14 protein-coding genes, 1 riboswitch and 1 other annotated feature are annotated in these 18,744 nt (G+C 37.5%); of the genes, 7 read left to right on the top strand and 7 right to left on the bottom strand.

Features of this window, described 5'->3' with window-relative positions; translation table 11 throughout:
• Window positions 1-3: 3 nt before the first annotated feature.
• Window positions 4-756: a hypothetical protein gene (locus ACVWM0_RS10425; RefSeq protein ID WP_476472554.1), complete on the bottom strand. Its 753-nt coding sequence runs from the start codon at window positions 754-756 to the stop codon at window positions 4-6.
• A gap of 114 nt (window positions 757-870) precedes the next feature.
• Window positions 871-956, top strand: a riboswitch (SMK box riboswitch).
• Here ACVWM0_RS10425 and metK point away from each other — a divergent pair.
• Both metK and ACVWM0_RS10415 read left to right on the top strand, forming a co-directional pair.
• Complete coding sequence (gene metK / locus ACVWM0_RS10420; RefSeq protein ID WP_476472553.1) at window positions 954-2,141, top strand: methionine adenosyltransferase; 1,188 nt, start codon at window positions 954-956, stop codon at window positions 2,139-2,141. Its footprint overlaps the riboswitch before it by 3 nt.
• A gap of 70 nt (window positions 2,142-2,211) precedes the next feature.
• Complete coding sequence (locus ACVWM0_RS10415) at window positions 2,212-3,678, top strand: MDR family MFS transporter (RefSeq protein ID WP_476472552.1); 1,467 nt, start codon at window positions 2,212-2,214, stop codon at window positions 3,676-3,678.
• 17 nt (window positions 3,679-3,695) lie between these two features.
• On the opposite strand, the gene mnmM is transcribed toward ACVWM0_RS10415, so the two are convergent.
• The 5 genes from mnmM to ACVWM0_RS10390 all read right to left on the bottom strand — a co-directional run bounded on the left by mnmM (window position 3,696) and on the right by ACVWM0_RS10390 (window position 7,646).
• Window positions 3,696-4,271 carry a tRNA 5-(aminomethyl)-2-thiouridylate-methyltransferase MnmM gene (mnmM, locus tag ACVWM0_RS10410; protein WP_476472551.1) on the bottom strand — a complete coding sequence of 192 codons (576 nt, stop codon included), beginning with the start codon at window positions 4,269-4,271 and terminating at the stop codon, window positions 3,696-3,698.
• On the bottom strand, window positions 4,264-5,226 hold the full coding sequence (mnmL, locus tag ACVWM0_RS10405; protein ID WP_476472550.1) for a tRNA modification radical SAM protein MnmL/YtqA: 963 nt from the start codon (window positions 5,224-5,226) through the stop codon (window positions 4,264-4,266). Before mnmL ends, mnmM begins: the two co-directional genes overlap by 8 nt.
• A 2-nt stretch (window positions 5,227-5,228) precedes the next feature.
• On the bottom strand, window positions 5,229-5,882 hold the full coding sequence (locus ACVWM0_RS10400; RefSeq protein WP_476472549.1) for a phosphatase PAP2 family protein: 654 nt from the start codon (window positions 5,880-5,882) through the stop codon (window positions 5,229-5,231).
• 79 nt (window positions 5,883-5,961) lie between these two features.
• Window positions 5,962-7,002 carry a DUF4097 family beta strand repeat-containing protein gene (locus tag ACVWM0_RS10395; protein ID WP_476472548.1) on the bottom strand — a complete coding sequence of 347 codons (1,041 nt, stop codon included), beginning with the start codon at window positions 7,000-7,002 and terminating at the stop codon, window positions 5,962-5,964.
• The gene (locus tag ACVWM0_RS10390) at window positions 7,002-7,646 is read right to left on the bottom strand and encodes a DUF1700 domain-containing protein (RefSeq protein ID WP_476472547.1); all 645 of its coding nucleotides are present in this window, start codon (window positions 7,644-7,646) and stop codon (window positions 7,002-7,004) included. The genes ACVWM0_RS10395 and ACVWM0_RS10390 overlap by 1 nt, the downstream gene beginning before the upstream one ends.
• Before the next feature lie 252 nt (window positions 7,647-7,898).
• Between ACVWM0_RS10390 and ACVWM0_RS10385 the strand changes: the two genes are divergently transcribed.
• The 5 genes from ACVWM0_RS10385 to pepV all read left to right on the top strand — a co-directional run bounded on the left by ACVWM0_RS10385 (window position 7,899) and on the right by pepV (window position 17,523).
• Window positions 7,899-10,748, top strand: a complete 2,850-nt coding sequence (locus ACVWM0_RS10385) for a LysM peptidoglycan-binding domain-containing protein (RefSeq protein WP_476472546.1) — start codon at window positions 7,899-7,901, stop codon at window positions 10,746-10,748.
• 62 nt (window positions 10,749-10,810) lie between these two features.
• Window positions 10,811-11,018: a binding site (T-box leader), on the top strand.
• A gap of 66 nt (window positions 11,019-11,084) precedes the next feature.
• Window positions 11,085-13,499, top strand: a complete 2,415-nt coding sequence (gene leuS, locus ACVWM0_RS10380) for a leucine--tRNA ligase (RefSeq protein ID WP_476472545.1) — start codon at window positions 11,085-11,087, stop codon at window positions 13,497-13,499.
• A 103-nt stretch (window positions 13,500-13,602) separates the two neighbouring features.
• The gene (locus ACVWM0_RS10375) at window positions 13,603-15,243 is read left to right on the top strand and encodes a putative polysaccharide biosynthesis protein (RefSeq protein WP_476472544.1); all 1,641 of its coding nucleotides are present in this window, start codon (window positions 13,603-13,605) and stop codon (window positions 15,241-15,243) included.
• 44 nt (window positions 15,244-15,287) lie between these two features.
• Window positions 15,288-16,028, top strand: coding sequence for a pseudouridine synthase (locus tag ACVWM0_RS10370; protein ID WP_476472543.1), 741 nt, complete (start codon window positions 15,288-15,290; stop codon window positions 16,026-16,028).
• A gap of 88 nt (window positions 16,029-16,116) precedes the next feature.
• Complete coding sequence (gene pepV, locus ACVWM0_RS10365; RefSeq protein ID WP_476472542.1) at window positions 16,117-17,523, top strand: dipeptidase PepV; 1,407 nt, start codon at window positions 16,117-16,119, stop codon at window positions 17,521-17,523.
• Window positions 17,524-18,004: 481 nt separating this feature from the next.
• On the opposite strand, the gene ACVWM0_RS10360 is transcribed toward pepV, so the two are convergent.
• On the bottom strand, window positions 18,005-18,742 hold the full coding sequence (locus tag ACVWM0_RS10360; RefSeq protein WP_476472541.1) for an amino acid ABC transporter ATP-binding protein: 738 nt from the start codon (window positions 18,740-18,742) through the stop codon (window positions 18,005-18,007).
• Window positions 18,743-18,744: the final 2 nt, after the last annotated feature.

Genomic DNA, 18,744 nt, shown 5'->3' with positions numbered 1-18,744 from the left:
TTTTTATATATAATAAATGATTAAACCGATTAAGGTAAACAGATTTAAAATGAGTTCTTTTTTCTTGGCATTTTTTGAGCGTAAGAAAAAGTAAAACGAGGCAATGTGACAAAGAATAAATAAGATGAGCTTAAGTAAAGTCAGTTCATTACCTAGAAATTGTTGAATCAATAGATAATAAACCATGATGGTTCCGAGAATAGTTAAGACTAAAAATAGCACTTGTTTAGATAAAAAGGAATACATGCCTTGAGACAAAATCGTCAGAACTAAAATAAGGAAAAAGGCAAAAATAAAGGGTTTCATGAGATCAAATTGATAATTGAATGGGTAATTGATCGTCAGTAGCTGATTAAAGACAATGCCTTTAAAAAAAGCGTTAGTGATAGAATAAAGTAATGAATCAATATAGAAGAACTGTTTTGAGAAAATAAGGATTTGAAACAGTTCATAAGCAATTAAGACAATGGCAAATTGAGGAGCAGTGTGTTTAGCTATCATAAAAACAAGAACCGCACTAATTCCTAATTTTACGGCATAAGCGGGTAAGGAAATGAATTTTCCTTTCTTGTAAGCTAGTTTTCCAAATATTTGAAAAAAATCACTGACTAATAAGTAAATAATCATATAGGTGACAATCGCCGGCCCTTGACTACTGCTACTTAAGAATAAGATACCAGGTGTTAAAGAAATCGCTGTTTGCAGCAAGGTTAACATAATAATAAAAACAAATGATAGAGAGGTTTTATTTTTCAATGGAATGACTCCTTACGTTTAAGTGTTGTTTCATTTACTTTATGGTAATAACTGGGCCACGTCAAGACGTTAGTTAATTAATGATGGTAAAAAGTTCCAAATCTGTTATACTGTCAATGGTGCAAGATTCCCGATAGGATTTACATCAGATTTGTAAAGATGCCTTGTAACCAATAGAAATCAGGGGGAATATAGAAATGGTAGAAAAGAAATTATTTACATCAGAATCGGTGTCAGAAGGACATCCAGATAAAGTAGCAGACCAAATTAGTGATGCTATTTTAGATGCTATTTTAGCAAAAGATCCAAATGCCAGAGTGGCTTGTGAAACATCAGTAACAACAGGCTTAGTCTTAGTTTTTGGAGAAATTACAACAACGGCTTATGTAGACATTCAAAAGGTTGTGCGTGACACAATCAAAGGGATTGGGTATACACGAGCAAAATATGGGTTTGATGGTGACACATGTGCTGTTATGGTAGCTATTGATGAACAATCACCAGATATCGCTCAAGGTGTAGATGCTTCATTTGAATCAAAAGAGCAAGAAGGTAAGGAAGAAGATTTAGGTGCAGGAGATCAAGGGTTAATGTTTGGTTTTGCCATTGATGAAACACCGGAATTAATGCCACTACCAATTGCTTTAAGTCATCGCTTAACGTATCGCCTCGCTCAATTACGAAAAGACGGGGTATTAGAGTATCTGAGACCGGATGCTAAATCTCAAGTAACCGTTGAGTATGACAAAGATGGAAATCCTCTACGTGTGGATACAGTGGTTATTAGTACACAGCATGATGAAGAGGTAACGTTAGACCAAATTAAGGAAGATGTGTTGGAATCTGTCATTAAAGTGGAAATTCCAGCTGATCTATTAGATGAACAAACGAAATATTTTATCAATCCAACGGGTCGCTTTGTGATCGGTGGGCCTCAAGGTGATTCAGGCTTAACAGGACGTAAGATCATTGTAGATACTTACGGTGGTTATGCTCGTCACGGTGGGGGTGCTTTTTCTGGGAAAGATGCGACAAAAGTCGATCGTTCCGCAAGTTATGCCGCACGCTATATTGCAAAAAATATAGTGGCAGCTGGTTTAGCTAAAAAATGTGAAGTCCAATTAGCTTATGCGATCGGGGTAGCGCAACCTGTATCCATTTCTGTCGAAACATTTGGGACAAGTCAAGTATCAGAATCTGCTTTAATAGAAGGGATTCGTCAGGCATTTGATTTATCACCAACGGGTATTATTAAGATGCTTGATTTGAAGCGTCCAATCTACCAAAAAACAGCAGCTTACGGCCATTTCGGAAGAGATGATGCTGATTTTACTTGGGAGAAGACAGATAAAGTTGAAGAGTTGAAACAACTCTTGCATGTTTAACAATCTATGGTCCTTATTAAAGCTAACCCTTTAATAAGGATTTTTATTTATGAAAAGGAGGAGTCAAACAATGAAACAAAGAGAAACAAACGTCAAAATTGTTACGATTAGTGTTTTTATCGCGACTTTCATGACAGCAGTAGAAGGAACAATTGTCTCAACAGCGATGCCTACGATTGTGGGATCGTTAAAAGGGATCTCTATTATGAACTGGGTATTTTCTATCTATTTACTAACCAACGCTATGATGACACCTATTTATGGCAAGTTAGCAGATAAGATTGGTCGAAAACCAATTTATCTAGTGGGGGTATCTATTTTTATCGTTGGGTCTGCCTTATCAGGTCTAAGTCAAAATATGATGCAATTGATCATTTTTAGAGCGATTCAAGGGATTGGTGCGGGAGCTATTGTTCCAGTATCTTTAACGATTATTGCGGATATTTATCCAATAGAAAAGCGTGCGAGTATTTTAGGTTTAAATAGTGCAGCGTGGGGGATTGCGAGTATCATTGGTCCTTTAGCGGGCGGATTTATTGTAGATGTGTTGAGTTGGCACTGGATTTTCTTAATTAACGTGCCGATTGGCATTATTCTAATGGTTTTAATTTGGATTTTCTTAGTGGAAGAAAAACGAGAAGTGGATAAAGCGCCGATTGATTATTTAGGAAGTTTATTCCTAGTAATGACCTTGATGGCCCTTCTTTACGGCTTCCAACAGTTGAGTGAAGGTGTCACACTGATGACCATTGGTTCTTTTGTCTTATTCATCGGTTCCTTTGTAGGGTTTGTCCAAGTTGAAAAACGAGCAAAAGATCCGATTATTTCTTTAGAATTATTTAATAACAGAACTTTTGTCATTGTGAACTTAATTGCGGCGTTGATCAGTGGATTTTTAATGGGAGTAGAAGTGTATATTCCAATGTGGATGCAAGGTGTTCTTGGTAAATCTGCTGCTCTTGGGGGCATTGTCCTTGCACCGATGTCAGTTATTTGGATGTTCGGTTCTTTCGCTGGTGGGCGTTTAATGCAAAAAATGAAGAGCCGTAAATTAATCTTTGTCAGTATGATACCAATTTTAATTGGGGCAATTTTCTTAAGTCTCGCAACTATGACCACACAATATGGTATCTTTTATATCTTCTCAGCTATCATGGGGATTGGGTTTGGTATGACGATGACTATTTTAACAGTGATGGCACAAAGTTCAGTACCACAAAAATTCACAGGGGTAGCTACATCCTTCTTTACTTTGTCTAGAACCATTGGACAAACCATTATGATTTCTATTTTTGGTCTTGTTTTAAACAGTTCGATGAACAAAGGTTTAGCGTCTAAAAGTGATCTAGGCGTAAACAAAGACATGATGAATGAGTTAATTAATCCTCATACAGCAGGTAATCTACCACAAGAATTAATTGGCAGTTTGCGTGAGATTCTCTATAATAATTTACACCAAGTATATCTTGTAGGAATTGTTCTAGTTGTCTTATCTTTTGTTTTAAATTACTTCCAAAAAGAAGAAGGAATTGCCTAATAAAAAAACGACCTAACTTAATGTTTAGGTCGTTTTTTTTCGATACAGATAAGAGATGGGGGATTGTTTTTTTGATTAATAAATTGATAATGCATGACACTAAAAATTGTCTGATCTAAAGATGAGACAAAATGTAAGACAGCAGATTTCTCTGGTTTTCCTTCGTCATGACCATCGTACAAGACAAGAATAATACGTCCTTTCGGCATGAGTCTAATCAATAATTCTTCAAGTGCTTTTAAGGTTGTATCCTTTGTTGTGACAAGTGTCTTATCCCCTTTTGGTAAGTAACCTAGATTGAAAATAGCCGCCTTTATAGGTGTGTCTAAAGGAATATGTTGTCCAAGGTGTTCATGTCCAGTTAAACATAAGGTTGTTTGGTTAAGACAATCAGCCTGTGTGATTTTTTGTAGGGTAGAAGTGTAGGCTTTTTCTTGAATATCAAAGCCAAAAACACGTCCTGTTTGACCGACTAATTCTGCTAAAAATAACGTGTCGTGACCATTACCCATGGTCGCATCTACAACAATATCTCCTGTCTCAACACAGTCTGAAAGTAATTCGTGGCTGTATCTTAGTGCGGGTTTAAGCATGTTTTTTTTCACTCTTTCTAGCGTTGTAAATTCCTTGATAGGTTTGTCGTCTTTGTAATTCATGGTCAAAAGCATTCAATACTTCCCATTTTTTGAGACTCCACATGGGTCCAATAATTGTGTCTCTAGGAGCATCTCCTGTTAGACGATGAATAATGATTTCTGGTGGAATAATTTCAAGTTGATCACAAATAATATTAGTGTAATCTGTTTGAGTTAACAGCTGTAATTTTCCTTCAATATAATCTTTTTCCATTCGAGTATTCGTCATCAAGTGTAGAAGATGTAATTTAATCCCTTGGATATCCGAGTCGACCACAGTACGACGAACATTTTCAATCATCATCTCAGGAGTCTCACCTGGTAGGCCATTAATAAGATGCGTACAAACATTGATATTGTGTTGTCTTAATTTAGCAACACCGTCTAAATAAGTTTGGTAATCATGGGCTCGGTTAATCCTGTTACTCGTCTCTTCATAGGTTGTTTGTAACCCAAGTTCTACCCACAGATATAGGCGTTGGTTTAACTCTGCCAAGTACTCCACAACCTCATCTGGTAGACAGTCTGGACGGGTTCCAATAGACAACCCAACAACGCCTTTTTCATTAATGACTTGTTCAAAGCGATGTTTGATGACATCAATGGGAGCGTGGGTGTTAGTAAAATTTTGAAAATAGACAATATACTGTGTTGTACTTGGCCATTTACGGTGCATTTGCTCAACTTCTTTTTGAAACTGAATAGGTAGTGGATCAGAAGGAGCAACAATCATGTCGCCAGATCCAGAAACACTACAGAACGTACAACCGCCTGTTGCGACAGTGCCATCTCGATTAGGACAATCAAACCCACCATCAATGGGCACTTTAAATATTTTTTCAGAGAAAGTTTCTCTCAGTGCATCATTCCAAGTGTAGTAACGTTTATTTTGTCCTTCCTTAAACTGAAACATGGTTATTTTTTCCCTTCGAATGACTCAATAAAGTCATATTTTTTGTAGAATGGGTATGAAAAACATAGCCAAGCTAAACTAAGTGAAAACCCACCTAAAATGTCTGTAGGGTAATGTACACCCAAATAGATGCGACTGGTACCGACCATAAGAATCAGTATGCCGAGAATAATTTGGCAAGTGTATCTCATGCCACGGTGTTCGATGAGTTTTGGAAGTAAAAGAATTAGTGTCCCGTAAAGTAACACGCTTCCCATAGCATGACCGCTAGGAAAACTAGAATGGCTTGCTTGAACAAGATGTTCTACGGTTGGCCTTGGTCGGTCAAAGGTTAATTTCAATGAAAAATTACCGATTCCTTGAATAATCACAATGTTTAATAGTAGCCAATAAGCAGCTATTGTATGTTTGTAATAATAAAGCACACCAGCAATTAATGCGGTTAGTAAAATAACTGTCACAGTATTACCGAACTTTGTGATGTATAAGAAATAAGTCGTTTTCGATGGCGTTAAGCTTCCTCTGATTAATTGGATGATAGGCTGATCAATACCTGCCAGTACGGCAATATTACCTTTAACGAAGTAGGCAATCACAGTGAACATGAGTAAAAAGATACTTGCTCCGTAGTGCCAATATAGTTTGTTTTTTGTCATAAAAGCCTCCTAGAATATAGCGTAAATAAAAAAGAAAACCCATATATAGGTTTTCTTTAGTATAACATGTTTTAAGTGACTAGTAATGGTCATCATCGTCCTCGAGTTCATCCACATTAATGTTTCCATTCTTAGAGATAGCGCTAATAGTAGCGTCTCCTTTTGTTTGTTTATACTCCGTTTCAGATGATAAGTTTTTATTAAAAATAGAGATGACACCATTTGTCGTATCAAACTTAACGCTATTTTTTTCAATAGATGGTTTATCTGTTTCAATAGCAATATCACCATGGGTTGTTTCTAGTGTCACGTCTGTCGTCATTTTATCCGTATGGTAAAAAATGTCATTGTTTTTATTTTTGATATCAGTCAATCCTATAGTGTGGTTAACACTAATAAAACCGTTATCTGAGGCCATCGTCAAATTCCCTTTAGTATTAGCTGAGAAGATGTCTCCATTTTTCGAGGTGATAGTTAGTGCATTAGAACGGGAATCTTGGGCAGAAATATTACCGGCAAGGGACGTTAATGTAATCGCCTCTTCAGCTTTTACCCCGTTGATATCAATGTCCCCATATTTTGTTTCAGCAGCTAGATTTTGAACATTACTGTCGTACACACTGATATAGCCTCTTTTTGATTCCAAAGAGAGGGTTTGAGTTGAGAGTCTATCAACGTTAACATTGACATTATTACCAGCTATTTTAATCGAGTCATACTTATCTGGGAGTCGCAAGTAGATCGAATCTTCTGTAATACTGCCAAATGAGAAAAAGCGTCGCTCAATTTGTTGTTCTTTGATATTGTTATCAATCGTCACAATCGTCTTATCATTTTTTGTTTGAATGTCCCAAGTGGCTGATTGTTTAGGCTGTTTACCAAAGTTAATGCCATTTTTATTCATACGAATGTAATCATCTTCAGAAGTGGAGATATTGACGTTTGCCCCATTTTTAAAGACAAGCTCTAGCTCTTTTGTTCCATCGTATTTAAATTTTTCGCTAACTTCGCTGGCTTTACGTTCAGCTTCTAATCGTTGGTAAAAAATCGTGGCCCCAATTCCACCAGTAATCATAAGTAGGATGGCTAAACTAAGGATGAATAAGGTCTTCTTCTTCATTAGGCGTGTCGACCTCCTTTAAGAACAGATAAGTTCCATTTAGTGTAGTAATTTAATAGCTTAAGTGAGCCATTAGTTAAAGGTTTCAACATGACAAATATAATAAGACCAACCCCACATAAGACCAAGGTCATAAAAAATTGAAACATGCTATAGGCACTGTTTAATTGTAAAAGTAAATAGAGACTAATTAATGGACTAAGTATAAAGGTTAACGATACTAGCCAGCCAGAAAATAGTAATAACGCCCATGACAAAATAGCCCATATCATAAACAGTGCGTTCAAAGAGATAATGCCTGCTACCTGAAAGAATCGAGTAAATGCTGTGGCTGAATTTTCGGTATAATGGGCTGATGGTTGGTATGGATGATCATGCTCATTATCAGAGCCAGAAGATGAAAATTCTACCCAGTCTTGATTGGGTGTATTTGGAATATCAAAAGGTAAATTAAGATCTGTTAAGATGTCTTGGGCAATCTGTTTGGGTGTAGCTAATCCTTTGGTAATTTCGAATTCAGTTAACCCCTCAGCCAATTTTTCATCAAATAAAGCTTGGTATTCATCGATCACATTTTGTTGATCGGATTGAGATAATTGTCTGAGATATAATTTTAACTCGATAAAAAAATGCTCTCTGTTCATAATTTTTCCTCTTCACTGTAGTTATTACAGTCAATATACCTTGTATTTTTAGTCATAACAAGATGTTACAGTGAAAATCGGGCTAAAGTATGAGAGGTGGCAACGTCTAGAGGACTTATTTTTTAATCAGAAAAGGGGATTCAATGAGTACTATCCTTGTATTGTCTCCAAAGAGATGTTTTAATAGAGGGGTATATAGAAGGAACTGAAAAGATTGATGAAAATTTAGGTCCATAAGAAAGAGGAATGAGAATGAAAAAAACATCAGAAAAGAACAACCCTATGTTTATAAAGAACGTATCTGTATTAGGAACAACGCTGATGCTGTCCTCGTCATTTGTTGCGCCTGGATTATCAGTGAAGGCAGCGGCAGATAACTTGGATGATGTGAAGGATAGTCATTTACAAGGGGTAGAAACACCACCTAATGAGGGAGCAGGACTGCTTCTTTCATCTGTAGAAGCTGACACACTGATTGATGCTCAAAAAAATGAGTTGAAGTTATCAGTGGATTTAGACGCCACTCGGTCAACAGAGTTAGATACAATCATTCAAGTATCACCGAATGCGTTATTGTATGTGCCTGAGGAAGAGGACAGAGATATTCTAGATGAGACAGGGAAAAAAGTAGGAGAGTATGAAGTAGATACGACTCTGAATCAAATAAAAATGGTCTTCTCAGAAAGTGGGTTTACCAAAGCATCATTCGAGGCACTCGTTGGATTGAAAAAGACTGATATGTCGGAACAAACCATTGTTTTATCCATTGCATCTAACATGGTTAAACACGCCGTTACAGTAGAAAATCAAGAACCACCTCTAGACGATATAGACGAAAAAGAGACAAACCAAGACGATGTTACAGACGAATCTAACACTTTAAATTCAACGTTTGTTGAGGATAAGAGTACAGAGAGCGATACAGAAAAGACGGAAAACGAGACGGAAGAGACAGAGGTTTCAGAAGATAAAAAAGAGGAAGTTGTTAGTTCTGAGAGCGATACAGACATTCCATCAACTGATTTAGAAACAAGTGACAGTTCCGAAGAGGAAACCATAGAAACAAGTGAGAGTCTTGAAAAAGAAACAACAGAAGAGGTTGAATCAGAGACAGCGGTCACAGTACCTGAAGAAACAAAAAAAGAAATAGAAGAAACAGTCACACCTAAAGAAGACGGTGTGACAGAGAAACCAAGTCAAGCAAAAGCAGCGACAGCTACTGTAGCTAATGATTCTTTAAAAATGAATGCTCCAGTTAAACAAAGAGCCGTAGAGCAACCGAAAAGAGAGAGAACGATGGCATCAACGTACTCAGTGACTCCACAAGGAAGATTTATTGAGGATACTGCTGTTCACGCTCAGGCCGTCGCAGGTAGAAACGACCTATACGCTTCAGTCATGATTGCTCAAGCAATTTTAGAGAGTGGTTATGGTACGAGTGGGTTGTCTTCTGCACCGAATTATAACTTGTTTGGTATTAAAGGAAGTTATAATGGCCAAAGTGTGACCATGAAGACATGGGAACATTTTAATGGACAAGACGTGACAATCAATGCTCAGTTTAGAAAGTACCCATCTTATAAGGAATCTTTTGAAGACAATGCCAGAGTTATTAAAAACACTTCTTTTTCACCAGGAAATTACTACTATTCAGGGGCATGGAAGTCTAATACTAACTCGTATCAAGATGCCACTGCCTGGCTAACAGGTAGGTATGCAACAGACCCGAACTATAATAATAAACTGAATCATTTGATTGTTACTCATAATTTGACACAATATGATGGAAAGAATACTGGTTCAAATCAGGGAACACCAGGGAACACAAATAATAAACCACAAACTAAACCAGAAACCAAACCACAAACAAATACTGGGGGACAATATTCTGTTAAAAGTGGGGATACATTATACGGTATTGCTTTAACTTACGGGGTAAGTGTCGCGAATTTAAAAGCGTGGAATAATCTAAACAGTGACATGATTTATGTGGGTCAAAAATTAGCGGTTAAAAACACGAACACACCCACAAAACCATCGAAACCTGTTGAAAAACCAAAGCCTAAACCAACAGAAAAACCAGTGACGAAGCCAGAGGCAAAACCGAAACCTAAGCCATCTAAGAGCAGTGATTATGTTATTAAATCAGGGGATACATTGTACGGTATTAGTTTAGCGCAAGGGGTAAGTGTCGCGAGTTTAAAAGCGTGGAATAATCTAAATAGCGATATGATTTATGTCGGGCAAAGACTAGTATTGACTGGTGCAACTTCAAAACCTTCAAAACCAGTGACGCCTAAGCCAAAACCAAAACCTGTCACAAAACCGACTGCCAAACCGAATCAGACAGCTACTGGTCAAACACACACGGTTCAAAGAGGGGACACGTTGTATGGAATTAGTTCGGCCAAAGGCGTGAGTGTCGCGAATCTCAAGGCATGGAACAATCTAAGCAGTGATATGATTTATCCAGGTCAGAAATTGAGCATCAAAGGTCAAAAGCAAACAGCGTCTAAACCTCAACCGAAGCCAAGTACAACGAAGCCAAAAACCAATCAAGTGGCAAATAAAAAGCATACGGTTCAAAGAGGAGACACTTTATATGGTATTGGTTCTAAGTATGGCGTAAGTGTTGCTAACTTAAAAGCGTGGAATGGTCTATCAACTGACATGATTTATGCGGGCCAAAAATTAGCAATTAAGGGTCAGAGTACAACACCTGCTAAACAGCAGACGGTTGCAGTGAAACCTTCAAAACCAGCAAGTAAGCCCGTGAAGCAGAACAAGTCGAGCTATGTAGTAAAATCTGGCGACAGCCTGTACAGCATTGCTAGAGCCAACAAAACAACAGTATCAGAACTTAAGAAAGCGAATCGTCTTAGCAGTGATTTGATCCATGTCGGACAAACATTGACATTAAATCAAAGCGTTGCAAAATCTCACACACAAAAAGTTGGGAAACAAACAAGGCACGTGGTCTCTTCAGGTGATACATTGTGGGGACTAGCTAGTAAATATAACGCTAATGTGAAGCAACTGAAAGACTGGAATAGTTTGTCATCTGATATTATTTATAAAGGTCAAAGCATCCGAGTAAGCTAGGGATAAGAATCATTGTGGCTAGTTGAAAGTTACCTTTGTATCTGTTATGATAAATCCAATATATGAAAACAAAGACGAGAAGTAGTAAAATGGAAATCTTTTTAGAGAGTGCATGGGGCTGAGAATGCATAGGAGGAACATTTGAACTTATCTTAGAGTTTGCAATATGCCGGAATCAATCCGTTATCATGGTCGATGAAGAGATCCCTTCTGCTCAGCCAGAGGTTATCTAAAAATAGGTGGTACCACGTTAGATACAACGTCCTATAAAAGCTATGTTTATGGCTTTTATAGGGCTTTTTTTATATTTATTATCATATTTTAGGAGGAAAAGAAATGGGATACAATCATTTAGAGATTGAGAAAAAGTGGCAAAAATATTGGGACAAGAACCAAACCTTTAAGACAGAAGAAACATCATCTAAACCGAAGTTTTACGCATTAGACATGTTTCCATATCCGTCTGGACAAGGATTACACGTAGGACATCCTAAGGGCTATACTTCAACAGATGTGTTGTCTCGTATGAAACGAGCGCAAGGATTTAATGTATTACACCCAATGGGTTGGGACGCATTTGGCTTACCGGCTGAGCAATACGCGTTAGACACAGGTAATGACCCAGCTGAATTTACAGCAAAAAATATTTTAACTTTTAAACGTCAATTTGATGCACTAGGCTTTAGTTTTGATTGGGACCGTGAAATCAATACGACGGATCCAGAATATTACAAATGGACTCAATGGATTTTTACGAAGTTATTTGAAAAAGGCTTAGCTTACGAAGCAGAAGTACCAGTTAACTGGTGTCCAGCCCTTGGAACAGTATTAGCAAATGAAGAAGTTATTGATGGCAAGTCAGAGCGTGGAGACCACCCTGTTTACCGTGTGCCAATGAAACAATGGATGTTGAAAATCACAGCGTATGCGGATCGTTTAATTGATGATTTAGATTTGATTGAATGGCCAGATAGCATTAAAGAAATGCAACGTAACTGGATTGGACGTTCTGAAGGGGCAAATGTGACGTTTGCTATTGATGGTACAGACAAAGACTTTACGGTATTTACGACACGACCAGATACTCTATTTGGTGCAACGTATGCTGTATTAGCACCAGAATTACCGTTAGTCAAAGAGATTATGACAGAAGAACAATCAGAAGCAATCACAGCATATATTAAAGAAGCTGAGAAAAAGACTGATTTAGATCGTACAGAATTGTCTAAAGACAAGACAGGTGTGTTTACAGGTGCCTATGCGATTAATCCAGTTAACGGCAAAAAAATGCCGATTTGGATTGCTGATTATGTCTTATCAACGTATGGTACAGGTGCAATTATGGCTGTTCCAGCTCATGATGAACGTGATTACGATTTTGCTAAAACATTTGATTTAGAGATTGTCCCTGTCTTGGAAGGTGGCAATGTTACGGAAGAAGCATACACAGAAGACGGTGTTCACATTAATTCTGACTTCTTAGACGGCTTAAACAAAGAAGAAGCCATCACAGAGATGTTAACATGGCTAGAAGACAAAGGCATCGGTAAGAAGGAAACGAGTTACCGATTACGCGACTGGTTATTCTCTCGTCAACGTTATTGGGGTGAACCAATCCCAATTATTCATTGGGAAGATGGCACAATGACGGCTGTTCCTGAAGAAGAGTTACCTCTAGTGTTACCAAAATCAAATGACATTAAACCAAGTGGAACAGGTGAATCACCATTAGCGAACATGACAGAATGGATCAATGTCGTGGATGAGAAAACAGGAATGAAAGGTCGCCGTGAAACAAACACTATGCCACAATGGGCAGGAAGTTCATGGTATTACTTACGTTTCATCGACCCACACAACACAGAAATGTTAGCAGACCCAGAGAAACTAAAAGAATGGATGCCTGTTGATATTTACTTAGGTGGCGCAGAGCATGCGGTTCTTCACTTACTATACGCTCGTTTCTGGCACAAATTCCTATACGATATCGGTGTAGTAGATACAAAAGAACCGTTCCAAAAATTATTTAACCAAGGGATGATTTTAGGTGAAAACAACGAAAAAATGTCTAAATCTAAAGGCAACGTTGTTAACCCAGATGATATCGTGAATGACTTTGGTGCTGATACATTACGTTTATACGAAATGTTCATGGGACCTTTAGACGGTTCTATTGCTTGGAGTGATAAAGGATTAGAAGGTAGTCGTAAATTCTTAGACCGTGTGTGGCGTTTATTTATTGATGATAATGCTGTATTACGTGACAGAATAACAACGCATAATGACGGTACTTTAACAAAAATTTACCATCAAACGGTTAAGAAAGTAACAGAAGATTATGAGGTTCTCCATTTCAATACTGCCGTGTCACAATTAATGACATTTGTGAACGAAGCATACAAAGCAGAAGCTTTACCTGTTGAATACATGAACGGGTTCTTACAATTGTTAGCACCTATTGCGCCATTTATTTCCGAAGAACTATGGGAACGCATGGGTAATACTGGAGATATTAGTTATGTAGCATGGCCAACTTTTGACGAGAAAGAGTTAGTGGAAGATGATATTGAAGTGATTTTCCAAGTCAATGGTAAAGTACGTGGAAAAGCCGTATTTAAGAGGGACACAGCTAAGGAAGAATTAGAGAAAACAGCTATGGCACATGAGTTAGTCCAAGCTCAAATTGAAGGGAAAACTATCCGAAAAGTGATTGTAGTACCTAATAAATTAGTTAACATTGTTGCCAATTAATCAAATTTATCAAAAAAGACTTAAATCGCTTTAAATTTGATTGCATAACCTAGGTAAAATGGCTACAATTATAGCAGTATATTGTAGAAAGTTGGATAAAAGGATGTCGGATCAAACAAATTCTTTTGGGCATAAGGAATTAAATGCCAAAGAAAAAATGGTTCGCGGTTCGATATGGATGACAGCCGGCAGCGTGATTTCACGTTTGTTGGGTGCTGTCTATATCATCCCTTGGTATGTCTGGATGGGAAGCAACGGGTATGTTGCTAATGCATTATTTAATAAAGGATATAATGTTTATGCTTTATTTTTAATGATTGCCACCGCAGGAATTCCAGGAGCAATCGCGAAACAAATTGCACATTACAATTCATTAAATGAGTATGGTATTAGTCAGAGACTGTTCAAGAGAACGCTTGTCATCATGGTCGGTTTAGGTTTATTATTTGCAGGTGTGATGTATGGTATTTCACCTATTCTAGCCGAAGGGGACAAGGATTTAATTTTAGTCATGCGCGCGTTAAGTTGGGCCATTTTGATTTTCCCTAGTATGAGTGTCATACGTGGGTATTTCCAAGGAAATCAGGACATGATGCCTTCTGCTGTATCACAAATTATAGAACAAGTGATACGTGTGTTTTATATGTTACTTATGACCTTTATTATTATGAAAGTGAATAAAGGAGATTATGTTGACGCAGTGGTTCAGTCTACATTTGCCGCGTTTGTTGGTATGATTGGAGCCTTTGGAGCTCTCTTGTGGTTTTATTTGAAACAAAAACCACAGATGGACCAATTGGTTGCAACGAGTCATAATGAAGTCACGATTTCAGAAAATCATTTGATTAAAGAAATGATTAAACAGGCCATTCCATTTATTATTGTGGGATCGGGTATTACCTTCTTTAAATTAATAGATCAATTTACATTTGAACGAATTATGCGTGGCTTTACGAATTACACGGATAATGAGTTATCCGCGCTATTTAGTATTTTTAGTGCCAATCCGGATAAATTAGTCATGATTACGATTTCGTTAGCGACAGGTCTTGCTATGACCAGTTTACCTCTTGTAACAGAGTATTTTACCGTTAAAAATGAGGAAGAACTATCTAAGTTAATTAGTGATAACTTCCAGTTGTTGCTCTTGATTATGATGCCTGCAACCTTTGGTATGATTGTTTTAGCAGAACCAATGTACGTCTTGTTTTATCAACCAGATGCTTTAGGGGTCAGTGTCTTAATCCAAGCCAGTTGTGTTGGACTGATTATGGGTATTTTTATACTAGCATCGAGTATCTTACAAGGGTTGTATAATAATAAGCACGCTATCTTGTATTTAGGTGTAGGGTTAGTGATTAAGTTTATGTTACAATACCCGATGGTGAAAATGTTTGAAGTTTATGGTCCGTTACTCGCTTCAGGTATTGGTTTTACCGTCATGAGTGCTTTGATGATTTGGAAAATATACAAGGAAACGGCCTTTGATTATTCTATTACCTTACGACGAACATTACTGATTTTTATCTTTAGTTTGGTCATGGTGGGATTCACGAATATTGTCAAGAATGGGTTATACCTTATGTTAGATCCTACTCGTAAATTCCAAGCCTTTATCATTGTTATGATTGGAGCCATGGCTGGAGTTATGGTCTATGGTTGGTTAATTTTAAAAACAAGATTAGCTGATCAGTTACTAGGGCCAAAGGTAAGCAAGTTACGACGCAAATTTAAAATAAAGTAGAAAGAACATCTGTTTAGATGTTTTTTCTTTTTGAGGTGAAAGAGATGAGATTAGATAAATTTTTAAGTCACACAGGATTTGGTAGCCGTAAAGAAGTGAAAGAACTCGTAAAGAAAAAGCGAGTATCTGTGAATGATGTGTTGGTGAAAGATGGAAAATGCAACATAAATCAAGGGGCTGATCGTGTTAAAGTAGATGGAAAAGATGTATTCTATCAAGAGTTTGTCTACTATATGATGAATAAACCGAAGGGTGTTTTATCTGCCACAGAGGACAACCATCAACGGACAGTCATTGATTTGATAACCCCAGAAGATAATATTTGGTCGGTATTTCCCGTAGGGCGTTTGGACAAGGATACAACGGGATTACTGTTGTTGACAAATGATGGGGATTTAGCTCATCAGTTGTTATCGCCCAAAAAGAAAGTGACAAAGCTCTACGAAGCAAAAGTTGCTGGTTTAATGACAGAGGAAGACATTCAAACCTTTTCAGAAGGGATAATACTAAAGAGTGGGGAAGCTTGTTTACCGGCTACCTTAAAGATTATCTCCAGAGATGAAGTGAAAGAGCAATCCATGATTCATCTAGAAATAATGGAAGGTAAATTCCATCAAGTGAAGCGAATGGTAGAAGCTGTAGGTAAGAAAGTCGTTGAATTAGAGCGGTTAAGGATGGGATCTCTTTGCTTAGATCACAGCTTGGAGAGAGGAAATTACCGTCCTTTAACAAAATTAGAATTAGATGAGTTAATGAGCTTGACGGGACAGACTAATCAAAGGTAAGATTAATAGAATAAATCGGAATTTCTTAACAAAAATGAGAAATAAATGATATGATTAAAGAAGAAAGTATGTAGGAAGGGATGAAGATATGACAATTGATTGGAGAAAAGAAGTCGAAGCTCGTCGTGAAGACTTGATGACAGACTTATTTGATTTACTAAGAGTACCTAGCGTTCGTGAAGATGATAAAGCAACGGAAGAGGCACCAGTAGGACCTGGCCCTAAAGCAGCCTTACTGAAATTTTTAGAAGTTGGAGAACGCGATGGTTTCCTAACTAAAAATGTTGATAACTATGCAGGCCACATCGAATATGGTAGTGGTGACGAAACATTAGGTATTTTTGGTCACGTGGACGTAGTGCCAGTGGGACCAGGTTGGGATTCAAATCCTTTTGAACCAGAAGAAAGAGACGGACGTATCTACGCTCGTGGCGCGAGTGATGATAAAGGGCCAACAATGGCCGCTTACTATGCTCTAAAAATAATTAAAGAATTAGAATTACCTGTTTCTAAACGAACACGAGTAATTATTGGAACCGATGAAGAAAGTGAATGGAAATGTATGGATCACTACCTAAGTGTAGAAGAAACACCAGATTTTGGTTTTTCACCAGACGCTGAATTTCCAATTATCAATGGTGAAAAAGGGAATGCAACGATCCTATTAAAAGTTGGCGGTAAAAATGAAGGAACGGTTCAATTAGTTACTTTTGCTTCAGGTCAACGTGCCAATATGGTACCTGAATTGGCAGAAGCAAGTGTCATCGTGACAGGTGATGCAGAAGCTTTTGCAAATGAATACATTGAGTTCTTAGAAGGTAAACCTGTGACAGGTGAAGCCAAAGTGGTAGATAATAAAGTGGCTTTAGCTTTACATGGTAAAGCAGCGCACGGAGCATCACCAAGTAGTGGTATTAATGCTGGAACATATCTGGCTGAATTCTTGAGCTATTATGATTTTTCTGGACCAGCGAAAGATTTTGTTACAACAATTGCTGATTTTGTTCACGCAGATACAGAAGGTAAAAAATTAGGTGTGTATCATTCTGATGAGATTATGGGTGAAGTAACGATGAATGCCGGTGTGTTCTCTTTTGATGCTAATAGCGTATCTAATAGCATTACCTTGAACTTCCGTTATCCAAAAGGAACGGATGAAGACACTATCGTTTCGACGATAAAAGAAACCATCAACAAAGAAGAAGTAGAAGTTACTTTAGTACCTGGTGGAAAAGGGCCTCATTATGTCTCACCAGAAGATCCATTGGTTCAAACACTGTTAGCTGTATATGAAGATCACACAGGTCTAAAAGGGCATGAACAAGTTATCGGTGGTGGTACATTTGGTCGTTTATTAGAACGTGGTGTTGCTTATGGCGCGATGTTCCCAGATAGTATCGATACGATGCATCAAAAGAATGAATTTATTGCAGTGGATGATTTAATCAACGCGACAGTCATTTATGCAGATGCGATTTACCGTTTAATTAAATAAAAAGATGTATAAAACTCAAAGTCCCTGGACTTTGGGTTTTTTTGTCGTTACAATGACTGGGAAAGTTATGCACAGGCATAATGTGGATAAGTGGATAACTTATTTTAAAAGACATCTATTGAAAGAATTATGATTTGAAGAGCTTTCTAGAACAACTTAATGAATAGTATCTAGAATAGGTAGAAGAGAGAGAGAAAAAGAGAATAAGATAAAAAGTGTAGGTAAATTGAAAACCTTGATAAGACAAGCTTTAGATAGAAAATTCACAAATAAAAAGAGACATAATATCAGGGATAACTTTGTTGAAAACCTGTGGATATACAAAAAGAAAGGGCTTTAAAAGAGGGGATATCCCCAGAAATTCTGTGGATAAGTCTGTGGATAGTGTGTATAACTATTTAAAAGGTTGTCGTGACAATCTATAAACATGTGTAAAACCTCTCGGGATAAGATGAGTCTTATCCACAAGAGGTTTGGTAGTCTAATTATTTAGCACACGTTGTAAAAATTCTTTGGTTCTTTCATTTGATGGATGGTTAAACATTTTATCTGGATGACCTTCTTCCGCGACGTATCCTTTGTCCATAAAGATGACACGGTCAGATACTTCTTGAGCAAATGTCATTTCGTGGGTTACGATAATCATTGTTAGGCCTGTTTCTGTTAAATCACGCATAATCTTTAATACTTCACCAACCATTTCAGGATCTAAAGCAGAAGTTGGTTCATCAAAGAGTAGCACATCTGGATCCATAGATATAGCTCTAGCAATAGCGACACGTTGCTTTTGCCCACCTGATAATTGGGAAGGTCTAGCATGTGCGAATTGACTAAGTCCAACTTTTTCTAAGTTTGCTAAGGCAATTTGCTCTGCTTCTTCTTTACTACGACCTAATACTTTGACTTGCCCCACAACACAGTTCGTTAAGACGTCATGGTTATCAAAGAGATTGAATTGTTGAAACACCATACCGACCTTTGCTCGGTATTTAGGAAGATTAAAGTGATCCCCTAAAACATTATCAGATTGGAACAGTATTTCTCCTGCTGTGGGTTCTTCCAAGAGATTAATACATCTTAGAAAAGTTGATTTACCGGAACCAGAAGGGCCGATAATGCTCACGATTTCTCCTTTGTCGATACTAACATTAATATCCTTCAATACTAGATTATCCCCGTATTGTTTTTGTAAGTGATTAATTTCGATGAATGAACTCATGC

The organism is Vagococcus sp. 211 (assembly GCF_056322705.1).
The sequence above is the reverse complement of the archived record's forward strand: the minus strand, read 5'-3'. Positions and strand labels throughout refer to the sequence as shown.